The sequence below is a fragment of the Streptomyces sp. NPDC030893 genome (genome assembly GCF_055571535.1).
This window is the reverse complement of the sequence record NZ_JBVIFC010000001.1, coordinates 601,551-623,747: the sequence shown is the minus strand read 5'-3', so window position 1 is coordinate 623,747 and position 22,197 is coordinate 601,551. Positions and strand designations below refer to the sequence as shown.

Sequence of the window (22,197 nt, the reverse complement as noted above, 5' to 3'; positions counted from 1 at the left end):
GCCGGTGTCCTCGTCCTCGTTGAACGCGAACGACGCTCAGGCCGAGGTGAGTTCCAGGGGCGTGGCGGCCGGAGTCCGCAGGGCGCGGTCGTAGCGGTGGAGGATCAGGTGGGCCATCGCGGGGTGGGTGCCGAGGGGTGCGGAGGCGATGCCCGGCGCCGCTGCCGCGGACTCCGTGGCGAAGCGGCCGGGGGCCGTGAAGTAGGAGGCCACGGCCACGCGGTGGCGGCCCCGGGCGGTCAGGGCGTGGACGGCTTCGGGGACCGTGGGGGACGCGGCGGAGGCGTAGGCGGGGAGGACGGGGACGCCGAGGCGGTCGGCGAGCAGGCGCGCGGTGCGGCCGGTGTCGATCCTCGACTCGGGGTCGCGGGAGCCGGCGGCGGCGAGTACGACACCGCTCGCGCGGGCGGTCGCGGCGTCCGCCGGGGTGTGCCAGTCGGCCTCGGTGAGGCGGGTGTGCAGGGCGTCCACGAGCAGGGGGTGCGGGCCGAGCGGGGCCGCCACGCGTGTGTGCGGCCGTGCCGCGGCGGCCGTCTCGGGGATGTCCCGCTTGACGTGGTGGCCCCGGCTGAGCAGCAGCGGGACGAGGACGGCGGCCCCGGTGCCGTGCGCGTCCAGCCCGGCGAGGGTGTCGGGGAGCAGGGGCGCGTTCAGCTCGATGTGGCCCAGGTGCACGGGCAGGCCGGGGCGCAGGGCGCGGACGCGGTCCAGGAGCTGCCGTACGGTGCTCAGCGCGCGCGGGTCGCGGCTGCCGTGCGCCACGACGACGAGGGCGGGAGGGGGCGTGGTGTACGTCGTCATGCACCGATCGTGGAGGCGGCACGTTGCCTTCCCGTTGCGCGGGCGTGACGGGTGTTTTCCCTCGGTTCACGATGCGGACGGCGGCGGGTGTGAGGCCGTTCGACCTGCGGGTGCGGGCCGGCCGTGAAGCCGGTCACAGTGGGTGAGGTGAACCGGAAGGGTCGGCGGGGCGTCTCTCACGGTCGGGGAGCGACCGGGGAGGGGCCCGTCCGATGCGCCGTTTCGAAGTGCGCCGTCCACGTCTGCCGCGTACGCGTGCGGGGCAGCGGCGGCTGGTGCGGGCGGTGGTCGCGGTGTGCGTGCTGGCGCTGCTGCCGGCGACCTGGCTGCGGCTGGCCACGGACGGGCGGCTGCGCACCACCGCCGACGTGCCCCGCACCGATGTCGCCGTGGTGTTCGGCGCGGGCCTGTGGGACGGGGAGCCGTCGCCGTACCTCGCGCACCGGCTGGACGCGGCGGCGGAGCTGTACCGCGCGGGGCGCATCGAGGTGGTGCTGGTCACCGGCGACAACAGCCGCGAGGAGTACGACGAGCCGGACGCGATGCGCACGTACCTGACCCGGCACGGTGTGCCCGACACCCGGATCGTCAGCGACTACGCGGGCTTCGACACCTGGGACTCCTGCGTCCGCGCGAAGCGGATCTTCGGCGTGGACCGCGCGGTGCTGATCAGCCAGGGCTTCCACATTCGCCGCGCGGTGGCCCTGTGCGAGACGGCCGGGGTCTCCTCGTACGGCGTCGGCGTGGCCGACCGTCACGACGTGACCTGGTACTACGGGGGCGTCAGGGAGATCTTCGCGGCCGGCAAGGCGGCACTGGACGCCGCCTTCCGCCCGGACCCGCGCTTCCTCGGACCGAGGGAACGGGGGGTGGAGCGGGCGCTGACGGAGGCCCGGGGCCCGGGGACGCCGGACTGACGGGCCCTGCATACGGAGCCTTCACCGATGAGGAGCCGGCGGAGGCCCGTTCCCGGATCTTCGGGAACACCGATGCCGACGGGTCGGCGAGCGCTGCGTGAGGGAGTACGTCGAGACCGTGGTCCTGGACTCCGCGGGCCTCTCCGCGTGGATCTCCCAGGATCGCAAGACCGCCGCGATGTTCCAGGTGTTCCATGCGGCGGGTGCCGATTTCGTCGTCGGAGCCAACACCATCGTGGAAGTGAGTCACGCGCGGGTGAGCACGGCCCGGCTGCGGTGGGCACTGTCCCGCGTCAGGGTCGAGCCGGTGACCGAGCAGGCGGCGAAAGCCGCGGCGGCGCTGCTCGAGACCACCGGCCCGCACGGACACGAGTACGCGATCGACGCGACGGTGGCCGAGATGGCACTGCGCCAGCCCGGCCCGGTGGCCCTACTGACGTCCGACATCGACGACATGTCCCGGCTGTGCGGTGACCGTGTGCGGCTGATCGGCGTCCGAGCGGGAGAGCCGGCACCTCACCGTGAGCCGGCGGCGGCCGGGAGGTCGCCGTACCCGGGGTGTAACAGCGGTCGGTGCGGTGCGTAACACCCGGCGCGCAGCCTGGGTCGTATGCAGAACACCGTGACGCCCACGCACTGCCCCTACTGCGCGCTGCAGTGCGGGATGAATCTGACGCCGGCCCCGGACGGGGCGGGCGTCGAGGTGGGTGAGCGCGCGGACTTCCCGGTGAACCGGGGGGCGCTGTGCGGGAAGGGGCGTACGGCGCCGGCCGTGCTGTCGTCGCGGGTGCGGCTGACCTCGCCGCTGGTGCGGGGCGAGGGGGGCGCGCTGGTGCCGGCCTCGTGGGAGGAGGCGCTGGGGCGGGTCGCCGAGGGGCTGGGGCGGACGCGGGCGGCATTCGGGGCGGACGCGGTGGGGGTGTTCGGCGGGGGCGGGCTGACCAACGAGAAGGCGTACGGCCTCGGCAAGTTCGCCCGGGTGGTGCTGGGGACCTCGCAGATCGACTACAACGGGCGGTTCTGCATGTCGTCGGCGGCCGCGGCCGGCGGCAGGGCGTTCGGGCTCGACCGCGGGCTGCCGTTCCCGCTGGAGGACATCCCGGGGACCGGCTGTGTGATCCTCGTCGGGTCGAACCCGGCGGAGACCATGCCGCCGTTCGTGCGCTACCTCACCGAACTGAAGGAGAACGGCGGCACGCTGATCGTCGTCGACCCGCGCCGCACGAGGACCGCCGAGCTGGCCGATCTGCATCTGGCGCCGCGCCCCGGCACGGACCTGGCGCTGGCGCTGGGCCTGCTGCACCTCGTCGTCGCCGAGGGACGCACCGACGAGGCGTACATCCGGGAGCGCACGGCCGGCTGGGAGGAGACCCGGGCGGCCGCGATGGCGCACTGGCCGGAGTACGTGGAGCGGATCACGGGCGTGCCGCTGCCGCGACTGCGGGAGGCGGTACGGCTGTTCTGCGAGCCGGAGACGGCGATGGTGCTGACCGCGCGCGGGCCCGAGCAGCAGTCCAAGGGCACCGACACGGTGGGCGCGTGGATCAACCTGTGCCTGGCGACGGGGCGGGCGGGCCGCCCGCTGTCCGGGTACGGGTGCCTCACCGGGCAGGGCAACGGGCAGGGCGGGCGCGAACACGGCCAGAAGGCCGACCAGTTGCCCGGCTACCGCAAGCTGACCGATCCGGCGGCGCGGGCGCATGTCGCCGAGGTGTGGGGGGTGGACCCCGACGCGCTGCCCGGGCCGGGACGCAGCGCGTACGAGCTGCTCGACGCACTCGGTACGGACATCCGCGCGCTGCTGCTGATGGGGTCCAACCCGGTGGTGTCGGCGCCGCGCGCCGCGCACGTCGAGGAGCGGATCCGCGCGCTGGACTTCCTCGCCGTGTGCGACGTGGTGCTGTCGGAGACGGCCGAACTCGCCGACGTGGTCCTGCCGGTGACGCAGTGGGCGGAGGAGACGGGGACGACGACCAACCTGGAGGGCAGGGTGCTGCTCCGGCGGCGCGCGCTCACCCCGCCGGCCGGCGTCCGCAGCGATCTGGAGGTCATGCACGAGCTCGCCGCGCGGCTCGGCGGGGAGCGGAACCTGGAGAAGGGCTTCCCGACCGACCCCGAGGAGGTCTTCGAGGAGCTGCGCCGGGCGAGCGCGGGCGGCCCGGCGGACTACTCCGGGATCACCTACCGCAGACTGGCCGAGGAGAACGGCGTCTTCTGGCCCTGCCCGGCGCCCGGGGAACCGGCGGCGGGCCACCTCCCCGACCGCCACCCCGGCACGCCGCGGCTCTTCCTCGACCGGTTCGCCACCGAGGACGGGCGGGCCCGGTTCGCCCCCGTCTCGCACCGGGGGACCGCCGAGGAGCCCGACGCCGAGTACCCCGTGCTGCTGACCACCGGGCGGGTCGTGGCGCAGTACCAGTCCGGTGCGCAGACCCGGCGCGTCGACGAGCTGAACGCCGCGGCTCCGGGTCCCTTCGTGGAGCTGCACCCCCGGCTCGCGGAGCGGCTCGGCGCGGCCGAGGGCGACCCCGTGGCGGTGGTGTCCCGGCGGGGGCGGGCGGTGGCGCCGGCCCGGATCACCGGCGCGATCCGCCCCGACACGGTGTTCATGCCGTTCCACTGGGCCGGTGAGGGCCGCGCCAACAGCCTCACCAACCCCGCCCTCGATCCGGTCTCGCGCATGCCGGAGTTCAAGGCGTGCGCGGTCCGCGTGGAGGCCGTACGGCCCGAATAGCCGTACGAGGGGCGAGAATCGTTCCCGCAAGGCTCCGGCGCGTCTTCCGTGCGGCGGGGCTCCGACCGACCCCGCGGACGGCCCGAGTGACCCTCCCCTTCTTCGTCTACGGCACGCTCCGCCCCGGCGGGCGCAACCACGGCCTGTTCCTGCGCGGCCGCACCCTGAGCGAGGAACCCGGCCTGCTCCGGGGCGCGTTGCTGTACGAGGGGCCCGGCTATCCGTACGCCGTCGAGGAGCCGGGCGCGGCGGCGGTGGGCGGGGAGCTGGTGACCGCGCTGCCGGAGGCGTACCCGGGGTTGCTGGCCGAGCTGGACCGGCTGGAGGAGTACGTACCGGGTGATCCGCGCAACCTCTACGAGCGGACGGCGCGGGACGTCGTCCGGACGGGCGACGGGACGGCGGTGCGGGCCTGGGTGTACGTCGCGGCGCCCGCCGTCGCCGCCCGGCTGCGGGTGCGGGGGAAGCTGATCGAGGGCGGGGAGTGGCGGGGCTGACGCGCCCCACGACGACGCGGGACACGGCTGACCCGCCCCGCGCCGACCCGCCCACGACGACGCCGCCCACCGGCCGGCGCGCCACCCCGGCGCCTCACGGCCGGCGGGCCTCCCGGACGATGCGCCGTCGCCGCGCCCGCGCCTCGTACGGGCGCCGCGCCCGCGCCTGCTGCAACCGCCGCTCGACGGACAGCCCGCCCAGTCCGACCGCCCCGACGCCGAGCACCCACGCACCGATGACGATGTCCTGGCGCGCCTCGCGCTGGAAGGCCCACTGCTCGTCGTAGGTCCGCGTGACGTCGCTCTCCGTATGGCACAGGTCGCCGGGCCCCATCGGCGCCGGATGCTCCTCGCCGTCCGGGCCGATGTTGAGCCAGGGGCACTCGGCCTCGCTGCTCAACCCGTGGTTCGTCACTCCCCCGCAGGCCTGGACCGTCCCCCAGGTCACGAGGACCCACATCGCCAGCACCACTCTGCCGCGTCTCACCTTCACGCCGGCCCACCTCCCCGCACGCGACCCTAACCCCTCCCCCGCCGTCCGCACCGGTCACCCGTTCACCGCCGCGCCGCCCACCCTTCGGGTGCTTTCCGCGACCCGTCCGGCACGGCGCCGGTGACCTGCTGGAACACGGTGCGGGAAGCGCGCGTTCGGGGGTTCGCGGCACCCGTTCGGCCCGCGTTCCGGCGCCTGCTCGGGAAGCGGTACCGACGCGGTGGCACTTACCTCGAAGAGGCAGGGACGCGTCCGACGGCTGCACCTGGGGGTGCCGCGGGGCCGGGTCCCGTTCATGAGCTCGAGGGAGCATCGATGCGACGTACCGCCCGGCTGCTGACCGGCGTCACCGGGATGACCGGTCTGACCGGCGCCGTGCTCGCCGTGGCCACGGCGGGGCTGCTCGCCGCGCCGCCCGCGTACGCCGTGGAATCCCGCGGGCCGTCGGCCGGGAACCTGGAGGTATACCCCTCGTCGGTCGCGCCGGGCGCGCAGGTCACGGTGAACACCGCCGCGTGCGGCGACGACACGGCGGCGGGCGACGCCTCCGCCGTGGGCGCCGGCCGGTTCACCCTCGCGCCGAGCACCCACGATCGGGACGCGATCGGGCAGTTCCAGGTGCCGCCGAGCGCGCAGCCGGGGACGTACGAGATCGTCGCGACGTGTGCCGGGAGCGGCCGGCGGGTGGCCGGCGACCTGATGGTCACGCTGACGCCCGAGGCGCAGCCGGCGCATCCCCGGGGAGGTGTGAAGACGGGGGTCGGTGGCGCGCTGGGCCCCGACCCCGTACAGACCGCGGCCGGTGTGACGGCTCTCGCCGTCGCCGCCGCGGGCGGTACCTGGCTCCTGCATCGCCGGGCGAGAGGCGACGGGATCTGACGGGCACCCTCCGCTGCCCGTCCCCGCCGGTACCGCAAGTCCCCTCCCCCTCCGGGTCCGACGCCCCTCGCGGCCCGGAGGGGGGTACGGGGCCGACTCGAGAGGAGGTCAGTCCGTGATGCGCCGCAGGTTCCGCCGGGCCGGGGGCCCGGGCAACGCAGCGATAGCCGCCGTCACGGTGGTCGCGCTGTGCGCGGGGGCGTGGCTGCTGCGCGACGGGACCGGGACGCACGCCCCGCCGCAGCCCTCCGCCGCCCAGGCGCACACCGGAGCCGACGACCGCGGCGCGGACCGGTCCTCCGCCCCCGCCCTGCCGCCCTCCCCGCCGGAGCGGGTCCGCATCCCCGCGATCGACGTGGACGCTCCCCTGACGGGCCTCGGCCTGACGAGCACCGGCAGCCTCGACGTCCCGCCCGCCGACGACGAGAACCTGGCCGGCTGGTACGAGGCCGGCACCACCCCCGGCGAGCGGGGCACCGCGATCGTCGCGGGCCACGTCGACAACGCCGACGGCCCCGCCGTCTTCTACTCCCTCGGCGCGCTGCGCAAGGGCAGCACCATCGAGGTGGACCGGCGGGACGGCACGGTGGCCGTGTTCACGGTGGACGCGGTCGAGGTGTACGACGCTGAGGACTTCCCCGACCGGAAGGTGTACGGCCCGGCGGACCGCCCCGAGCTGCGCGTCATCACCTGCGGCGGCGGCTGGTCCCGCACCACCGGCTACCAGGCCAACGTGGTCGTCTACGCCCACCTGACGGCCGCCCGCTGAGCCGCCCGCCGCATGTCGCCCCGGCCACTGCTACGCCAGCCACTGCTCGTACGCCAGGTTCGCCACCAGGGCGAAGACGACCGTGAGGAGGACGACGCGGACGAAGCCGCTGCCCTTCTTCAGGGCCGTGTGGGCGCCGAGGGTGCCGCCCGCCAGGTTGAAGACCGCCATCAGCGCCGCCAGTTGCCACAGCACCGCGCCCTGCCAGGCGAACGTGGCGAGGGCGCCGGCGTTGGTGCAGCAGTTGACGATCTTGGCGGTGGCGGAGGCGGTGACCAGGTCGAGGTGGAGCAGGGCGGTGAGCGCCAGGACGAGGAACGTACCGGTGCCGGGGCCGACGAGACCGTCGTAGAAGCCGATGCCGAGGCCGGCCAGGCCGATCGCGGCGAGTACCTGGCGGCGGGTGGCCGGGCCGGTGGCGGGGGCCGTGCCGAAGGCGGGGCGCAGGATCACAAAGGCGGCCACGGCGAGCAGCACCACCATGATCAGCGGCTTCAGGACCTCGGTGCTCATCCCGGCCGCGAAGAACGCCCCGGCCGACGATCCGGCGAGGGCCGCGAGGCCGATGCGTACGGCGGTCTTCACGTCGACGGGTGCCTTGCGGGCGTAGGTCACCGCGGCGCCCGTGGTGCCGACGATCGCGACCGCCTTGTTGGTGCCCAGGGCGTGCGCGGCCGGGGTGCCGGCGGGCAGGCCCAGCAGCAGGGCGGGCAGGAGCAGCAGCCCGCCTCCGCCGACGACGGCGTCGATCCAGCCGGCGGCGAGGGCGGCCAGACAGAGCAGAACGACCGTGGTCAGCGAGATGTCGGGCATGGCCGCGAGCCTAGGGACGGGGTAGATGCTACGTCCATCAAGATGAGCGTTTGTTGAGGTTGCCGCCGGGGTCGGCCTCCTCACACGGGCCGCGCTCCCCCGCTGAGGGCAGCGTTCCGCGCGGGAAACAGCGGGGATGCCGACGGGTAACACCCGCACCGCACGCTCAAGGGCATGACCTCGAACGACCGTGTGGTGGTGATCGGCTCCGGCCTCGCGGGCGTACGACTCGCCCGGCGGCTCGGCGAGCTCGGCACGCCCGTGACGCTGATCGGCGAGGAGGAGCACCGCCCGTACAACAGGGTGCTGCTCGCCGAGGTGCTGGCCGGGCGCTACAGCCCCGAGGTGATCGCCCTGCCCGCGCCCGCGCGGCTCACCCGGGCCCGGGTCACCGGTATCGACCGCGCGGCCCGCACCGTCACCTGCGCGGACGGCTCGGTGACCGGATACGGCCGGCTGGTCCTGGCCACCGGCTCCAACCCGGTGCTGCCCCCGCTGCGCGGACTGTTCACCGCCGGCCACGAGCTGCCCGAGGGCGTGCACGCCTTCCGCACCATGGACGACTGCCTGGGCCTGGCCGAGGCGGTACGGCCCGGGGTGCGGGCGGTGGTGATCGGCGGCGGGCTGCTCGGCGTGTCCGCGGCCCGCGCGCTCGCCGTGCGCGGCGCGCAGGTCGTCCTCGCCCAGCAGTCCCAGCGGCTCATGGAGCGCCAGCTCGACCCGGCCGCCTCCGCGCTCGTCCGGCGGCACCTGACCGGCCTCGGCGTGGAGGTGCACACCGAGTGCCGGGTGCGGGACGTGCGCTGCGCCGGCGGGGCGGTCCGCGCGGTGGAGCTGGCCGACGGGTACGCCCTCGACGCCGACCTCGTCGTCCTGGCCTGCGGGGTGCACCCGCGCACCGGGCTCGCGCGGGCCGCGGGACTGGAGGTCGGCAAGGGTGTCGTCGTCGACGACGAGCTGCGCACCTCCGACCCGTACATCCACGCGGTCGGCGACTGCGCCCAGCACGCCGGCACGGTGTACGGGCTCGCCGCCCCGGCCCTGGAACAGGCCGACGCGCTCGCCGCGCTGCTCGCCGGGGACACCGGCGCCCGCTACACCGGCACCCGCTCGCTGACCCGGCTCACCCTCACCGGACTCCCGGGGCCCTTCGACCTCGCCGCGTTCGGGGAGACCGAGGCCCTGCCGGGCGACGACGTCGTGCAGCTCACCGACGCCACCCGGGGCACCTACCGCAAGGTCGTCGTCCGCGACGACCGGCTGGTCGGTGGAGTCCTGGTCGGCGAACTCGGCACCGTCGGCGCCCTCGCGCGCGCCTGGGAGGGAGCAGAGCCGCTCCCCTCCGGCGGCGGGCCGCTGCTCCACCTGCTCACCACTGACGGAGGCTCCTGATGTCCACGACGGTTCTTTCCGACCGGACCCGCCCGACCATCGTGCTCATCGGCCACGGCATGGTCGGCCAGCGTTTCCTCGAGGCGCTCGCCGAGCGCGGCCTGACCGCCACGCACCGCGTGGTCGTGCTGTGCGAGGAGCCGCGTCCCGCGTACGACCGGGTGCAGCTGACCTCGTACTTCTCGGGGAGGACGCCCGAGGAGCTGTCCCTGACGGATCCGGCGTTCCTCCAGGCGCACGGCATCGAGCTGCGGGTCGGCGACCCGGCGGTGGCCGTCGACCGGGAGGCGCGCGAGGTGACCGCCCGTTCCGGACTGGTCGTCGGCTACGACGTCCTGGTGCTGGCCACCGGCTCCTACCCGTTCGTGCCGCCGGTGCCGAACAAGGACGCCGAGGGCTGCTTCGTCTACCGCACGATCGAGGACCTGCTCGCCATCGAGGAGTACGCGAAGGGGTCGACGACCGGTGCGGTGGTCGGCGGCGGCCTGCTGGGACTGGAGGCGGCGGGCGCGCTCAAGGGCCTCGGACTGACCGCGCACATCGTGGAGTTCGCGCCGCGCCTGATGCCGGTGCAGGTCGACGAGGGCGGCGGCGCGGCGCTGCTGCGCACCATCGAGGAGATGGGCCTGAGCGTGCACACGGGGGTCGGTACGCAGGAGGTCGTGGTCGGTGAGGACGGTGCCGTCACCGGCATGCGGCTCTCCGACGGCTCCGAACTCGCCACCGACCTGGTCGTGTTCTCCGCCGGTGTCCGCCCGCGCGACCAGCTGGCCCGCGACTGCGGTCTCACCGTCGGCGAGCGCGGCGGCATCGCGGTCGACGAGCAGTGCCGCAGCGTCGCCGACCCGCGCGTGTTCGCGATCGGTGAGTGCGCGCTGGCCGCCGACGGCCGGGTGTACGGCCTGGTGGCGCCCGGTTACGAGCAGGCGGAGACGGCCGCCGCGACGATCGCCGGGGACGAGTCGGCGTTCACCGGCGCGGACCTGTCCACCAAGCTGAAGCTGCTCGGTGTGGACGTGGCGTCCTTCGGCGACGCGCACGGCACCGCCGGGGACTGCCTGGACGTCGTCTACTCCGACTCCCGGTCCGGCCTGTACAAGAAGCTGGTCATCGGCCCGGACGGCACGCTGCTCGGCGGCATCCTGGTCGGCGACGCGGAGGCGTACGGCACGCTGAAGGCGTTCACCGGCTCGGTGCCGCCCGTGCCGCCCGAGTCGCTGGTGCTGCCGGCCGGCGCCGGCGCGCCCGTGCAGCTCGGCCCCACCGCGCTGCCGGACGACGCGATCATCTGCTCCTGCAACAACGTGCGCAAGGGCACGATCCGCGAGGCCGTCACCGAGCACCGGTGCACCACCGTGCCGGAAGTGAAGAAGTGCACCAAGGCCGGTACGACGTGCGGCAGTTGCGTCAAGGTTCTCGGCCAGCTCGTCAACGCGGAGCTGGAGGCGAGCGGCGTCGAGGTCGACAAGGGCCTGTGCGCCTGCTTCTCCCAGACCCGCGAGGAGCTGTACGAGATCGTCCTGGCCCTGCGCGTCACGTCCTACCGGGACCTGCTCGACCGGCACGGCCGCGAGGCCGCCCGGGGCGGTGACGGCTGCGAGGTCTGCAAGCCGGCGGTCGGCTCGATCATCGCCTCCCTCGCCCCGACGATCGGCGCCGGCACCCACGTCCTCGACGGCGAACAGGCCGCCCTCCAGGACACCAACGACCACTTCCTGGCCAACCTGCAGAAGAACGGCTCGTACTCGGTCGTGCCGCGCATCCCGGGCGGCGAGATCGCGCCGGAGAAACTGATCGTCATCGGCGAGATCGCCCGCGACTTCGGCCTCTACACGAAGATCACCGGCGGTCAGCGGATCGACATGTTCGGCGCCCGGGTCGAGCAACTGCCCGTCATCTGGGCCCGGTTGGTCGACGCCGGGTTCGAGTCGGGGCACGCCTACGGCAAGTCGCTGCGTACGGTGAAGTCCTGTGTGGGGCAGACCTGGTGCCGGTACGGCGTCCAGGACTCCGTACGGATGGCGATCGACCTGGAGCTGCGCTACCGGGGGCTGCGCTCCCCGCACAAGCTCAAGTCGGCGGTCTCCGGCTGCCAGCGGGAGTGCGCGGAGGCCCGGTCGAAGGACTTCGGCGTCATCGCCACGGCGAACGGCTGGAACCTCTACGTCGGCGGCAACGGCGGCGCCACCCCGCGCCACGCGGACCTGCTCGCGCAGGACCTCTCGGACGCCGAACTGATCCGCCTCGTCGACCGGTTCCTGATGTTCTACATCCGCACCGCCGACCGCCTGGAGCGCACCAGCGTGTGGCTGGACCGGATCCCCGGCGGCCTCGACCACGTACGGGACGTCGTGGTGCACGACTCGCTCGGCATCTGCGACGAGCTGGAGGGCCTGATGGCCGCGCATGTCGCCCACTACCGCGACGAGTGGGCCGAGACCATCAACGACCCGGAGAAGCTGGCCCGGTTCGTGTCCTTCGTGAACGCGCCCGACATCCCCGACCCGGTGGTCGCCTTCGTTCCCGAGCGCGACCAGATGAAGCCCGACCTGCCGCTGCTGGCCATCGGCCTGCGCCCCGCCGACGACCTCCTGGAAGGAACCGCGACGCGATGACCCTGGCACTGGAGACCACCGACCTGCAGGTCCGGCTCCGCCTGACGGACGACTGGTTCACCGTCTGCGACCTGAGCACCCTGCTGCCGGGCCGCGGGGTGGCCGCCCTGCTCCCCGACGGCCGTCAGGCCGCCGTCTTCGCCGACCGCACCGGCCGGCTCTACGCCATCGACAACCGCGACCCCTTCACCGGCGCGGCGGTCCTCTCCCGGGGCCTGACCGGCACCCACCGGGGCCGCCCGTTCGTCGCCTCACCGCTCCTCAAGCAGCGCTTCGACCTGGAGTCGGGCCAGTGCCTGGACGACGAGACGGTACGGGTGACGGCGTACGAGGCGAAGGCGTACGAGGCGAAGGCGGCGTGACCGGCCGCGACCCGCCACAGCGGAGAGCTACTCTCCGGTCACGTCACGTTCGTATCACAGGACCTTCATATCCCCGCCACATCCTCCGCGCCCCAGTAGCTTCGGCACCCTCGTACCAAGCACACGTATACGCCCGATCTGGGGGGCTCCTCACCATGAACCCGTTCCGTACCTCCGCCGCCGCGGTCCTCGCCGCCCTCGCTCTGGCCGCCGTACCGGCCACCGCCGTGGCCCACGACGGCAATCACCCGTTCAAGAACTGCACCGAGGCCTACGAGAACGGGTACAGCAACATCGCCAAGGGCGACGACCACTACGGCAAGCACCTCGACCGGGACAACGACGGCGTCGGCTGCGACAAGCCCCCGGCGGGCTTCGAGCCGCGCGAGGAGACCGACACCGACGACGGCACGGGCTCCGACACGGAGGCGGAGAACACCGGCGCCAAGGAGCAGAGCGGCGGCGGCACCGACCTCGCCGAGACCGGCGGCAGCGACACCACCCCGTACATCGCGGCCGGCGGCGCGGCCGTCGTGCTGCTGGGCGGCGGCTTCATGATCGCGGCCCGCAAGCGCCGCGGCGACTCCGACTGACGTCCTCCCCGGACTACAGGGACAGCAGCAGGGAGTCGGTCTTCCCTTGCCGGCGGCGCACATGCCCGCGCCGCCCGGCGAGGACCGCCATCAGCGTCCACGCCACGAGCCCGCCGACCAGACCGCTCAGCCGCCCCGCGGCGTCCACCTCGTCCGCCCGCTCCATGGGCACCACGCCCTCCGGGTCCCGGAGGACGTCGAGCCGGTCACCCACCTCCGGAGCCCAGGCGTCACCGTTGTAGGTGAGCCGCTCCGCCAGTTCCTCACCGTCCGCCGTGCGCAGCGTGTACCGGTGGTTCTTGCCGTCCGTCCCGGTCGCACCGTCCGCGACGATCACCACGCTCTCGCGCACCCCGCGCAGCTCCAGCGCCGCCTCGGGCGCGTACTGGACGGCCCCGACGAGGATGAACAGTCCGGGCACGAGCGACAGCAGGGCGATCCACCCCGCACGGTGCAGAAGCATCAGCAGGACGACGAACGCCAGACACAGCACGACCCCGACGGCGATGGGCACCCACACCAGGCGCAGCGCCAGATAGGACACCCCCGCGGTGACGGCCGCGGCGCCCCACCCGAAGAACACCACCCCGACCGTACGCCGGAACGACCGCCAGGGATCGACGGCGTGCCCGCCCATGGCACTCAGCGGCCTGATGCTGCTCCTGCGTATTCCCAGTGGCACTGCTGCTCCCTGTGCTCCCCCGCCACGGCGGCTCCGTGAGTCCGGCACGGGACACTACATCGGGACCTACCATCGAAGGACAGCAGCCTGAGCAAACGCACTGGGGTGACCGTGAGCAACTGGGCCGACCTGACGAACGGCAAGCGCATCAAGCACCTCCGAGGTTCCGACCTGACCCAGCAGGGACTCGCCGACGCGGCGGGGCTGTCCCTGTCCCTGGTGCAGAAGGCCGAACAGGACCGGGGCGAGTTGTCCATCGGTTCCCTTCTCAAACTCGCCCACGCGCTCAACACGGACGTGTCGGTGATCCTGGGGCAGCAGGCGCCGCGCCGGGGGATGGACCAGGGTGACCGCGCCGCGCTGCGCCAACTGTCCGACGCCGTTCATGAAAGCGCCCTCGGCGAGTGGGAGGGCATCGACGACCCGAGCACTGTCGACGAACTGAGCATTGCCCGCGACCGCGCGTGGGAGGCCTACTGGGCGAGCGACACCACGAAGGTGAGCGGCTACACCTCGAAGGTCCTCATGGAAGGACAGGTCAGGTACGCCAGTACCACCGGCAGCGAGCGCGAACGGCTCGGATCGATCCTGGCGAGCACGTACCGGGTGGCCGCGTCGTGCTCGAACGGTTTCGGGCAGCGTGACCTCGCATTGAGCGCACTCACGTCGGCGAAGCGCCTTGCGAAGGAAGTCGACGACCCCGTGCTGACGGCACTGCTCGAGTCCACGCTCTCGTGGATCCACCTGCGCAGCGCCAAGCTGCCGCGCGCCCTGGACGTGGCCGAGCGGGCGGCACTGGCGATCGAACCGTCGTTCAGCGGCGGATCCCGCCCGCAACTGCTCGCGTACGGGCGGCTGATGATCTCCGCAGCCGTGGCGGCGTCGAGGCGCGAGGACGAGAGGACGGCCGACGACTACCTCTCCCAGGCGCACGCCGCAGCGGCAAGACTGGGCCGGGACGAGAAGCTGTACGGAACCAGCTTCGGCCCTACGGCGGCGAAGACCGAGGCCGTGGGCATCCATGTCGCCCTGAAGAACTACGGGCGCGCCCTCACCCTCGCCAGCCACCCCGACATGACCAAGCTTCCCAGGTCCATGTCGAAGGTGGCCCGCAACCGCTACAAACTCGACGTCGCCCTGGCCCAGTGCGAGGCAAAACTGTACGACCGGGCCGCCGACACCCTGATCGAGGTAGGACTCGACGCCCCCGAATGGGTCAGGCATCAAGCACTGCCCGGTGTCATCGGAAAACGTCTCGCGAAAGTATCCACGGCACGCGTGCGCAGCATCAGCGAGCTCATCGGCGTGCCCTTGATCGCGTGAGTCCTACGGACCGTAGGAGTGCGGATTGAGCAATCCCTTCCGGTCGCACGCCACATCACTTCACCCTGCGTGACCACGCGAGCACACTTGATGCATGGCCAGTTTCAAGAATGAGCAGCCGCAGGAGCAGGCTCGGCCTCACCGGACCGAGGGCGACCTGAGGCGGCGTCGGGCACTGGCGGACGCGGCGGTCGGCAACACGCCGGCCAAGACCGCAAGGACCGAGCGGTTCCGCTGCGTGATCTACCTGTGCGGCGCTCTCCACACGGACATCGAGAGCCCCCGCAAGGAGTGCACCGAGTACGCGAACGTGTTCGGGTGGGAGATCGCGGACGTGATCGAGGAACGCGCGGGTCTGCTGCCGCCGCAGGGGCGCGACGGTCTGAGGCGAGCCGTCGAGCTCGTCGGGAACGGCGAGGCCGGTGCCGTGCTCACGGCGTGGCGCTCGATGATCTCACCCGTTCCGCACGAGTACGACGAAGTGGCGCGCGAGATCGAAAGGGCAGGGGGCTTCCTGCACAACAAGGACGCGGCCGGACGCACGCCGTGACCTTCGCCCCGGCCGTCACGCGCCCGTGGCGCGACGTATGGCCGCTCGTCGCGCAGGCGGATGACGGCAACCAGTGGGTGACCGGGGCCTGCTGGCTGTACTGCCGACGAGAGGGCGTACGCGTGCTGTGGGTCGGCTCCGTGACCACGCCAGGTGCGACGGGTGACGTGTACGCGTGCGGCCCCTGCGTCGCGGAGCTCGACCACATGGCACGCGTCCAGGTGCACGCCCGTGACGGAATCCCGCACGACACGACAGAACGAAGCGATCGAGGAGGAGACTTGCGAACGAGCCTCACCCCCGGGAAGACGGCTGCTCCGGCCCCGTGGGGGCTGCGCCGTATGGCTCCGCTGCGGAACGGTTCTCCCTCACCGTGGCGGTACGCGGGCATCGACCCGGCCACACAGACCGGCCGGTGGGTCGGGGAGGACGGAGCGATGACGCCGGCCGAACTCGGCAAGCACGGGACGAGCGTGAACACCTACCCGCCCACTCAGGTCGGCAAGGACGGCAAGGTGGACGCCGACTCCGGCCACGACGCGACACAGGACTAGGGGACGACGCCATGGGCGGACGCCCGGTGCTGGTCTGTACGGAGTACGAGGATCCGACCGCCGATCTGGTCATCGCGGAACTGAACCGGCGCCGGGTGCCCGTCCTCCGGTTCGATCCGGGGTGCGACTTCCCGACGTCCGTGGCGCTCACCGCGCGCACCGGGAAGGGGGGTTGGGACGGGCAGCTGGCGGTCGGGGACCGTACGGCCGGACTTTCCGCCGTACGCGCCCTGTACCACCGTCGGCCGAGTTCGTACCCGACGGGCAACGGCGAGCAGGCGGCCCGGTTCGCCGCACAGGAGAACCGGCGCGGCCTGAGCGGTGTGCTGGGCGCACTGCCGGGATGCCTGTACCTGAGTCACCCGCAGGCCATCGCACGGGCCGAGTACAAGCCCGCACAGTTGGCCGCCGCGACCCGCGCGGGGTTCAGGGTTCCGGCCACCCTCATCACGAACGATCCGGGGAAGGCCAAGCGGTTCTGTGCCGAAGGGCCCACGATCTACAAGCCGTTGCATGCGGGAGCGTACGAGGTCGAGGGCGAACCCGCCGGGATCTGGGCCGCCCCCGTCGCGGCGGAGGAAATCGACAACGCGGTGAGCCACAGCGCGCACCTGTTCCAGGCCCAGGTGCCCAAGGTGGCCGACGTGCGGGCGGTCGTCGTCGGCCAGCAGGTGTTCAGCGCCCGGATCACCGCACCGCCCGGGGTCGTGGACTGGAGATCCGAGTACCAGAGCCTCACCTATGAGCGGGTCTCCTGCCCGAACGTGATCCGCCGGGCCCTGGCACGGTTCCTCGCCGGCTTCGGTCTGAACTTCGGCGCCTTCGACTTCGCCGTGACCGCGGACGGCACATGGTGGTTCCTGGAGTGCAACCCCAACGGCCAATGGGCGTGGCTCGAAGACGCGGCCGGACTACCGATCACACCCGCAATCGCCGACCTGTTGGAGAACGGAGCGACCCCCGCATGACTGACCCCCTGCGTTCGAAACGCCTACGGGCCGACCTCGCGCGGCGTCTGTCCGCGTCCGGCACCCTGCGCAGCCCCGAATGGGAAGCGGCCGTCACATCGGTGCCCCGCGAGGCGTTCCTCGCGCGCGGCTGGTTCGAGTACGAGGACGGCGGCTGGTACCGGCCCGCGGCCGGGGGCTCCCCGGATGAACTCGCACGGATCTACGAGGACGACACCCTCGTGACACAGGTCGCCGGGGCCGTCTTCCCCGACCAGGTCGAGGGGCGCATCGCCGCGGTCCCCTCCTCGTCGTCCACCCTGCCGAGTCTGGTCGTGCGGATGCTCGAGGACCTGCGGGCGACCGAGGGGACGCGCGTCCTTGAGATCGGCACCGGGACGGGCTACTCGACCGCGCTGCTCTGCCATGTCGTCGGCGAGGACAACGTGACCTCGGTCGAGGTGGACGCCGAGGTGTCGGCCCGTGCCGGAATGGCGCTCGCGAACGCCGGACACCGGCCTGACCGCGTGGTCGGTGACGGGTTGATGGGCTACAAGGAGGGCGGCCCGTACGACCGCGTCATCGCTACGTGCAGCGTCCATACAGTGCCCGCCGACTGGCTCGGGCAGACACGCCCCGGTGGTGAGATCCTGGTCACCGTCGGCGGATGGATGCACGCGTCCGAACTCGTCCGGCTCACGGTCGCCGACGACGGCACGGCCGACGGCCCGGTGCTCGGCGGACAGGTCTCGTTCATGCCGGCCCGCCCCCACCTTCCACCCCCGCTGGGCGTCCTGCCGAACCTCGGCGAGGGTGAGGCCGTGCCTACGGAGCTGGGCGCGGACGTACTCGACGACTGGACGGCCCGGTTCGTCGCGCAGTTCGCCGCGCCGCGCGCACAGCGGCTCACGCTGGGCCGTGACGGTCGGACGGAGCACGTCGTGATCGACGTGGATGCCGAGGCATGGGCGGCCGTTTTCCAGGACGGCTCGCGATGGATGGTGCGGCAGGGCGGCGCGGTGCGCCTGTGGGACAGGATCACCGAGCGCCTGACGCAGTGGCAGGCCGACGGCCGCCCGTCCGCCGACCGCTTGCGGCTGTACGTCGGCCCCGCCGGGCAACGCCTCACCTGGGCGTGACGAGAGGCCGGCGCCCCTCGCGGAGGGGCGGCGGCAACCGCCCGACGCGCTCGCCGACCTGCCGCTCACGCGATCTCAGTATCCCCGGGTCGTAACGTCCGTGATCTTCACGGACACCGTGCAGCTCGATGTCGAAGCTGTCGGCATCCACATCGGCGTACACCGGCTCCGGCTCCGGCTCCTCCACGGCGGGCACGGCGTCCTCGTCCGGAGCGCCGGATGCGGCGGCGGTGGCGTCCGGCTTGCTCTCGTCGCCACGGGAGTTGACGACGAACAGGCCGGTACCGATGACCGCGGCGATCACGGCGACGGCCGAGGTGATGACGACCCAGTTGCGCGGCTGCTTCCGTGCCGGTGGTGCGGACGGCGGGAAGTCGTGGTGCGCCGACCGGACCTCGGTCCGGGGCCGTTCCGGGACGCGTCGGCGCTCTCCCCGGCGGAACTGGACGCCGTACGCCATCTGTATTCCACCGAACGCGGCGAGGAGTTGCTGCTGGTGTGGCAGCCCGAGAGGTCGCTCGGGCTGCTGACAGCCCGGGTGGCCACCGTGGTGGTCACCACGTGGGGCGTGAGGTTCCAGCTGCCGCTGCCCATGCCGTTCGGCGTGGCGCACACCGAGCTGTGGTCCTGCGACTTCTCCGTGGAGGCCGAGCTCCGGCGCCTCGGCCCCTTGCCGGTCGAGACACACCGGCTGACGGTCCGCGACGGCAAGGGCAACGGCAGGAGCGTGGTCGCCGCGGCGCTGACCGGCGTCGGCGTCGGCGTCGGCGTCGGCGTCGGCGTCGGCGTCGGCGTCGGCGTCGGCGTCACCAACGTGCCGTGATTCTTCCCGTCACTCGTTGACGGTCGTGTCGCGCAGGTGCCGGTCCATCTTCTCCAGCACCGTGGGTGTCGCCGCCGCGACGTACTCGGCTATCGCGTCCAGCGCGTCGCCGTCCTCCTTGTTCAGCCACTCGGTGATGGCGGAGACGAACGGATAGCTGACCACCACCTCGCTCCAGCTCATCGGGCCCTCCCCCTGAGCGGCATCCGGCACACCGGCTGACCTCTTCTTGGCCGGGAACGCACCGCCATAAGCGATATGGGGAGGGATTCGGGCGCCGTGGCATGGCGAAGGGCGGGCCCCCCGCACAGGGGCCCGCCCTTCTTCGTGATCCGGAGCCGTTGCCGATCGGTGAGGGTGGTCGGGTGACAGACAGCGGCTCCGGGGCTCAGCGGTGGTCGCTGCCCGCCGAGGTGACCGCCGCGCGGCCGGCCTCCAGCCGGGCGACCGGGATGCGGAACGGGGAGCAGGAGACGTAGTCCAGGCCGACCTCGTGGAAGAAGTGGACGGACTCCGGGTCGCCGCCGTGCTCGCCGCAGACACCGAGCTTGAGGTCGGGGCGGGTGGCGCGGCCGGCCTTGGCGGCGAGCTTCACCAGGGAGCCGACGCCGTCCTTGTCGATCGTCTCGAACGGCGACACCCCGAAGATGCCCTTCTCCAGGTACGCGGTGAAGAACGAGGCCTCCACGTCGTCCCGGGAGAAGCCCCACACCGTCTGGGTGAGGTCGTTCGTGCCGAAGGAGAAGAACTCGGCCGCCTCCGCGATCTGGCCGGCGGTCAGCGCGGCGCGCGGGAGCTCGATCATCGTGCCGATGGAGAGCTTGAGCGAGGTGCCGGAGGCCTCCTCGACCTCGGCGATGACCTGGTCGGCCTCCTCGCGGACGATCTCCAGCTCCTGGACCGTGCCGACCAGCGGGATCATGATCTCCGCGCGCGGGTCGCCCTTGGCGGCCCTGCGTTCGGCGGCGGCCTCCGCGATGGCCCGTACCTGCATGGTGAACAGGCCGGGGATGACCAGACCGAGGCGGACACCGCGCAGACCCAGCATCGGGTTCTGCTCGTGCAGCCGGTGCACGGCCTGGAGCAGGCGCAGTTCGTTCTCGTGCGGCTCCTGCCGGGACTCGGCGAGGGCGACCCGGACCGACAGTTCGGTGATGTCGGGCAGGAACTCGTGCAGCGGCGGGTCGAGCAGGCGGATGGTGACCGGGAGGCCGTCCATCGCCTCGAACAGCTCCACGAAGTCCCGCTTCTGGAGCGGCAGCAGGGCCTTGAGCGACTCCTCGCGCTCGGCCTCGGTGTCGGCGAGGATCAGGCGCTCGACCAGTTCACGGCGGTCGCCGAGGAACATGTGCTCGGTGCGGCACAGACCGATGCCCTGGGCGCCGAAGCGGCGGGCGCGCAGCGCGTCCTCGGCGTTGTCGGCGTTGGCGCGCACCCGCAGCCGGCGCTTGCGGTCGGCGAAGGCCATCATCCGGTGCACGGCCTCGACCAGCTCGTCGGCGTCGTCGGCGCCCGGGTGCATCCGGCCCTCGAAGTACTCCACGACCGGGGACGGGACGACCGGGACCTCACCGAGGTAGACCTTGCCCGTGGAACCGTCGATGGAGACGACGTCGCCCTCCTCCACCACGTGCCCGCCCGGGACGGTCATCCGGCGGCGCTTGGTGTCGACCTCCAGCTCCTCCGCGCCGCAGACGCAGGTCTTGCCCATACCGCGCGCGACCACGGCCGCGTGGGAGGTCTTGCCGCCGCGCGAGGTGAGGATGCCCTCGGCCGCGATCATGCCGTCGAGGTCGTCGGGGTTGGTCTCGCGGCGGATCAGGATGACCTTCTCGCCGGAGCGCGACCACTTGACGGCGGTGTAGGAGTCGAAGACCGCCTTGCCGACCGCCGCGCCCGGGGAGGCCGCGATGCCCCGGCCGACCTGCTCGACCTTGGCGTCCTCGTCGAAGCGCGGGAACATCAGCTGGGCGAGCTGGGCGCCGTTGACGCGGGTGAGCGCCTCGGCCTCGTCGATCAGGCCCTGGTCCACGAGTTGCGTGGCGATCCGGAAGGCCGCCCCGGCCGTCCGCTTGCCGACGCGGGTCTGGAGCATCCACAGCACACCGCGCTCGATGGTGAACTCGATGTCGCAGAGGTCCTTGTAGTGGTTCTCCAGGGTCTCCATGATCTGCATGAGCTGGTCGTACGACTTCTTGTCGATCGACTCCAGCTCGGCGAGCGGCACGGTGTTGCGGATGCCCGCGACCACGTCCTCGCCCTGCGCGTTCTGCAGGTAGTCGCCGTAGACGCCCTGGTGGCCGGAGGCGGGGTCGCGGGTGAAGGCGACACCGGTGCCGGAGTCCGGGCCGAGGTTGCCGAAGACCATGGAGCAGACGTTGACGGCCGTGCCCAGGTCGTGCGGGATGCGCTCCTGGCGGCGGTAGAGCTTGGCGCGGTCGCCGTTCCAGGAGTCGAAGACGGCCTTGATGGCGAGGTCCATCTGCTCGCGCGGGTCCTGCGGGAAGTCCCGTCCGCACTCGGTCTTGACGATCTTCTTGAACTTGGTGACGAGCTTCTTGAGGTCGGCGGCCTCCAGCTCGGTGTCGACGGTGACCTTCTTGGCCGCCTTCGCCGCGTCCAGCGCGTCCTCGAACAGCTCGCCGTCGACGCCGAGGACGGTCTTGCCGAACATCTGGATCAGGCGCCGGTAGGAGTCCCAGGCGAACCGGTCGTCGCCGGCCTGCTTGGCCAGGCCCTGCACGGACTTGTCGGACAGGCCGATGTTGAGGACGGTGTCCATCATGCCCGGCATGGAGAACTTGGCCCCGGAGCGGACCGACACGAGGAGGGGGTCGTCGGCCTGGCCGAGCTTCTTGCCCATCTTCTCTTCGAGGGCGTCGAGGTGCGCACTCACCTCGTCACGCAGTGCCGCCGGCTCCTCGCCACTGTCGAGGTAGGTCTTGCAGGCCTCGGTGGTGATGGTGAAGCCGGGCGGGACGGGAAGGCCCAGGTTGGTCATCTCGGCGAGGTTGGCACCTTTGCCGCCGAGCAGGTCCTTGAGGTCCTTGTTGCCCTCGGTGAAGTCGTAGACGAACTTCACGCCCTCAACGCTCGCACCCGGCTGAGCTACATGGGGATCTTTGTTTTCCGACACGGGTCTCGACTCCTCGAGGACGCGGTGGCTGCCCTGACGGCGAGGAATGTACCCAGATCAAAGGCGTCTGGGTACGTCCACTTGTGCGTCATGCGCCTGTAACCACTCGTGCGCCAGCGGATTGAAAGTCAAAGCTTGGCAAGCGCCGACGGTCGAGTGTTTTCACTTCTTGAACGCA

The 22,197-nt window shown here is 72.4% G+C and carries 22 protein-coding genes and 1 pseudogene; 16 read left to right on the top strand and 7 right to left on the bottom strand.

The genetic code is table 11. The features are described from left to right. Positions 1-36 precede the first annotated feature (36 nt). Positions 37-801: a sirohydrochlorin chelatase gene (locus ACZ434_RS02720; protein ID WP_468451028.1), complete on the bottom strand. Its 765-nt coding sequence runs from the start codon at positions 799-801 to the stop codon at positions 37-39. 212 nt (positions 802-1,013) lie between these two features. Between ACZ434_RS02720 and ACZ434_RS02715 the strand changes: the two genes are divergently transcribed. The 4 genes and pseudogenes from ACZ434_RS02715 to ACZ434_RS02700 all read left to right on the top strand — a co-directional run bounded on the left by ACZ434_RS02715 (position 1,014) and on the right by ACZ434_RS02700 (position 4,949). Next, entirely contained in the window at positions 1,014-1,718 is a 705-nt protein-coding gene (locus tag ACZ434_RS02715; protein ID WP_468451026.1) for a SanA/YdcF family protein, read from the top strand. Positions 1,719-1,815: 97 nt separating this feature from the next. Beyond that, a pseudogene (locus ACZ434_RS02710) lies at positions 1,816-2,214 on the top strand (DNA-binding protein); the annotation flags it as partial. 114 nt (positions 2,215-2,328) lie between these two features. Further along, positions 2,329-4,452 (top strand): molybdopterin oxidoreductase family protein, encoded by a 2,124-nt coding sequence (locus ACZ434_RS02705; protein WP_468451023.1) that lies wholly within the window; start codon positions 2,329-2,331, stop codon positions 4,450-4,452. A gap of 86 nt (positions 4,453-4,538) precedes the next feature. Beyond that, positions 4,539-4,949 carry a gamma-glutamylcyclotransferase family protein gene (locus ACZ434_RS02700; RefSeq protein WP_468451021.1) on the top strand — a complete coding sequence of 137 codons (411 nt, stop codon included), beginning with the start codon at positions 4,539-4,541 and terminating at the stop codon, positions 4,947-4,949. 94 nt (positions 4,950-5,043) lie between these two features. Here ACZ434_RS02700 and ACZ434_RS02695 read toward each other — a convergent pair whose 3' ends face one another. Further along, positions 5,044-5,442, bottom strand: a complete 399-nt coding sequence (locus ACZ434_RS02695) for a hypothetical protein (RefSeq protein WP_468451019.1) — start codon at positions 5,440-5,442, stop codon at positions 5,044-5,046. Positions 5,443-5,757: 315 nt separating this feature from the next. On the opposite strand from ACZ434_RS02695, the gene ACZ434_RS02690 reads away from it, so the two are divergent. Together ACZ434_RS02690 and ACZ434_RS02685 are read left to right on the top strand one after the other, a co-directional pair. Next, complete coding sequence (locus ACZ434_RS02690) at positions 5,758-6,321, top strand: hypothetical protein (protein WP_468451017.1); 564 nt, start codon at positions 5,758-5,760, stop codon at positions 6,319-6,321. A gap of 118 nt (positions 6,322-6,439) precedes the next feature. Next, the gene (locus ACZ434_RS02685) at positions 6,440-7,090 is read left to right on the top strand and encodes a class F sortase (protein WP_468451015.1); all 651 of its coding nucleotides are present in this window, start codon (positions 6,440-6,442) and stop codon (positions 7,088-7,090) included. A gap of 30 nt (positions 7,091-7,120) precedes the next feature. On the opposite strand, the gene ACZ434_RS02680 is transcribed toward ACZ434_RS02685, so the two are convergent. Next, positions 7,121-7,903: a sulfite exporter TauE/SafE family protein gene (locus ACZ434_RS02680; protein WP_468451013.1), complete on the bottom strand. Its 783-nt coding sequence runs from the start codon at positions 7,901-7,903 to the stop codon at positions 7,121-7,123. 174 nt (positions 7,904-8,077) lie between these two features. Between ACZ434_RS02680 and ACZ434_RS02675 the strand changes: the two genes are divergently transcribed. The 4 genes from ACZ434_RS02675 to ACZ434_RS02660 all read left to right on the top strand — a co-directional run bounded on the left by ACZ434_RS02675 (position 8,078) and on the right by ACZ434_RS02660 (position 12,865). Then, positions 8,078-9,295, top strand: a complete 1,218-nt coding sequence (locus tag ACZ434_RS02675) for an NAD(P)/FAD-dependent oxidoreductase (RefSeq protein WP_468451011.1) — start codon at positions 8,078-8,080, stop codon at positions 9,293-9,295. Beyond that, positions 9,295-11,910 carry a nitrite reductase large subunit NirB gene (gene nirB, locus ACZ434_RS02670; protein WP_468451009.1) on the top strand — a complete coding sequence of 872 codons (2,616 nt, stop codon included), beginning with the start codon at positions 9,295-9,297 and terminating at the stop codon, positions 11,908-11,910. Before ACZ434_RS02675 ends, nirB begins: the two co-directional genes overlap by 1 nt. Continuing rightward, on the top strand, positions 11,907-12,272 hold the full coding sequence (gene nirD / locus ACZ434_RS02665; RefSeq protein ID WP_468451007.1) for a nitrite reductase small subunit NirD: 366 nt from the start codon (positions 11,907-11,909) through the stop codon (positions 12,270-12,272). The genes nirB and nirD overlap by 4 nt, the downstream gene beginning before the upstream one ends. Positions 12,273-12,427: 155 nt before the next feature. Beyond that, positions 12,428-12,865, top strand: a complete 438-nt coding sequence (locus tag ACZ434_RS02660) for an excalibur calcium-binding domain-containing protein (RefSeq protein ID WP_468451005.1) — start codon at positions 12,428-12,430, stop codon at positions 12,863-12,865. A 13-nt stretch (positions 12,866-12,878) separates the two neighbouring features. Here the strand turns inward: ACZ434_RS02660 and ACZ434_RS02655 are convergent, their stop codons facing one another. Beyond that, positions 12,879-13,547 carry a hypothetical protein gene (locus ACZ434_RS02655; RefSeq protein WP_468451003.1) on the bottom strand — a complete coding sequence of 223 codons (669 nt, stop codon included), beginning with the start codon at positions 13,545-13,547 and terminating at the stop codon, positions 12,879-12,881. Between the two features lie 111 nt (positions 13,548-13,658). Here ACZ434_RS02655 and ACZ434_RS02650 point away from each other — a divergent pair, with 111 nt between their 5' ends. From ACZ434_RS02650 to tgmC, 5 genes are all read left to right on the top strand, one after another. Further along, positions 13,659-14,870, top strand: a complete 1,212-nt coding sequence (locus ACZ434_RS02650; protein ID WP_468451001.1) for a helix-turn-helix domain-containing protein — start codon at positions 13,659-13,661, stop codon at positions 14,868-14,870. Positions 14,871-14,964: 94 nt separating this feature from the next. Next, the gene (locus tag ACZ434_RS02645; protein WP_468450999.1) at positions 14,965-15,420 is read left to right on the top strand and encodes a recombinase family protein; all 456 of its coding nucleotides are present in this window, start codon (positions 14,965-14,967) and stop codon (positions 15,418-15,420) included. Positions 15,421-15,701: 281 nt separating this feature from the next. Continuing rightward, the gene (gene tgmA / locus ACZ434_RS02640; protein WP_468450997.1) at positions 15,702-15,974 is read left to right on the top strand and encodes a putative ATP-grasp-modified RiPP; all 273 of its coding nucleotides are present in this window, start codon (positions 15,702-15,704) and stop codon (positions 15,972-15,974) included. Between the two features lie 11 nt (positions 15,975-15,985). Further along, complete coding sequence (gene tgmB / locus ACZ434_RS02635) at positions 15,986-16,942, top strand: ATP-grasp ribosomal peptide maturase (RefSeq protein ID WP_468450995.1); 957 nt, start codon at positions 15,986-15,988, stop codon at positions 16,940-16,942. Then, positions 16,939-18,060: an ATP-grasp peptide maturase system methyltransferase gene (gene tgmC / locus ACZ434_RS02630; protein ID WP_468450993.1), complete on the top strand. Its 1,122-nt coding sequence runs from the start codon at positions 16,939-16,941 to the stop codon at positions 18,058-18,060. The genes tgmB and tgmC overlap by 4 nt, the downstream gene beginning before the upstream one ends. On the opposite strand, the gene ACZ434_RS02625 is transcribed toward tgmC, so the two are convergent. Further along, on the bottom strand, positions 18,047-18,364 hold the full coding sequence (locus tag ACZ434_RS02625) for a hypothetical protein (protein ID WP_468450991.1): 318 nt from the start codon (positions 18,362-18,364) through the stop codon (positions 18,047-18,049). The genes tgmC and ACZ434_RS02625 overlap by 14 nt on opposite strands. 75 nt (positions 18,365-18,439) lie before the next feature. On the opposite strand from ACZ434_RS02625, the gene ACZ434_RS02620 reads away from it, so the two are divergent. Beyond that, positions 18,440-18,883 carry a hypothetical protein gene (locus ACZ434_RS02620; RefSeq protein WP_468450989.1) on the top strand — a complete coding sequence of 148 codons (444 nt, stop codon included), beginning with the start codon at positions 18,440-18,442 and terminating at the stop codon, positions 18,881-18,883. Between the two features lie 9 nt (positions 18,884-18,892). Here ACZ434_RS02620 and ACZ434_RS02615 read toward each other — a convergent pair whose 3' ends face one another. Further along, on the bottom strand, positions 18,893-19,066 hold the full coding sequence (locus tag ACZ434_RS02615; RefSeq protein ID WP_468450987.1) for a hypothetical protein: 174 nt from the start codon (positions 19,064-19,066) through the stop codon (positions 18,893-18,895). A gap of 205 nt (positions 19,067-19,271) precedes the next feature. After that, on the bottom strand, positions 19,272-22,019 hold the full coding sequence (gene ppdK / locus ACZ434_RS02610) for a pyruvate, phosphate dikinase (protein ID WP_468450985.1): 2,748 nt from the start codon (positions 22,017-22,019) through the stop codon (positions 19,272-19,274). Positions 22,020-22,197: the final 178 nt, after the last annotated feature.

Excerpts from the sequence above, each read along its gene's own strand:
- ACZ434_RS02685 (WP_468451015.1), top strand. The coding sequence starts at position 6,440 with ATGCGCCGCAGGTTCCGCCGGGCCGGGGGCCCGGGCAACGCAGCGATA.
- tgmB (WP_468450995.1), top strand. The coding sequence starts at position 15,986 with ATGGGCGGACGCCCGGTGCTGGTCTGTACGGAGTACGAGGATCCGACC.
- ACZ434_RS02645 (WP_468450999.1), top strand. The coding sequence starts at position 14,965 with ATGGCCAGTTTCAAGAATGAGCAGCCGCAGGAGCAGGCTCGGCCTCAC.
- ACZ434_RS02720 (WP_468451028.1), bottom strand. The coding sequence starts at position 801 with ATGACGACGTACACCACGCCCCCTCCCGCCCTCGTCGTCGTGGCGCAC.
- ACZ434_RS02715 (WP_468451026.1), top strand. The coding sequence starts at position 1,014 with ATGCGCCGTTTCGAAGTGCGCCGTCCACGTCTGCCGCGTACGCGTGCG.
- tgmC (WP_468450993.1), top strand. The coding sequence starts at position 16,939 with ATGACTGACCCCCTGCGTTCGAAACGCCTACGGGCCGACCTCGCGCGG.
- ACZ434_RS02615 (WP_468450987.1), bottom strand. The coding sequence starts at position 19,066 with ATGAGCTGGAGCGAGGTGGTGGTCAGCTATCCGTTCGTCTCCGCCATC.
- nirB (WP_468451009.1), top strand. The coding sequence starts at position 9,295 with ATGTCCACGACGGTTCTTTCCGACCGGACCCGCCCGACCATCGTGCTC.
- ACZ434_RS02660 (WP_468451005.1), top strand. The coding sequence starts at position 12,428 with ATGAACCCGTTCCGTACCTCCGCCGCCGCGGTCCTCGCCGCCCTCGCT.
- nirD (WP_468451007.1), top strand. The coding sequence starts at position 11,907 with ATGACCCTGGCACTGGAGACCACCGACCTGCAGGTCCGGCTCCGCCTG.
- ACZ434_RS02680 (WP_468451013.1), bottom strand. The coding sequence starts at position 7,903 with ATGCCCGACATCTCGCTGACCACGGTCGTTCTGCTCTGTCTGGCCGCC.
- ACZ434_RS02705 (WP_468451023.1), top strand. The coding sequence starts at position 2,329 with ATGCAGAACACCGTGACGCCCACGCACTGCCCCTACTGCGCGCTGCAG.
- ACZ434_RS02690 (WP_468451017.1), top strand. The coding sequence starts at position 5,758 with ATGCGACGTACCGCCCGGCTGCTGACCGGCGTCACCGGGATGACCGGT.
- ACZ434_RS02675 (WP_468451011.1), top strand. The coding sequence starts at position 8,078 with ATGACCTCGAACGACCGTGTGGTGGTGATCGGCTCCGGCCTCGCGGGC.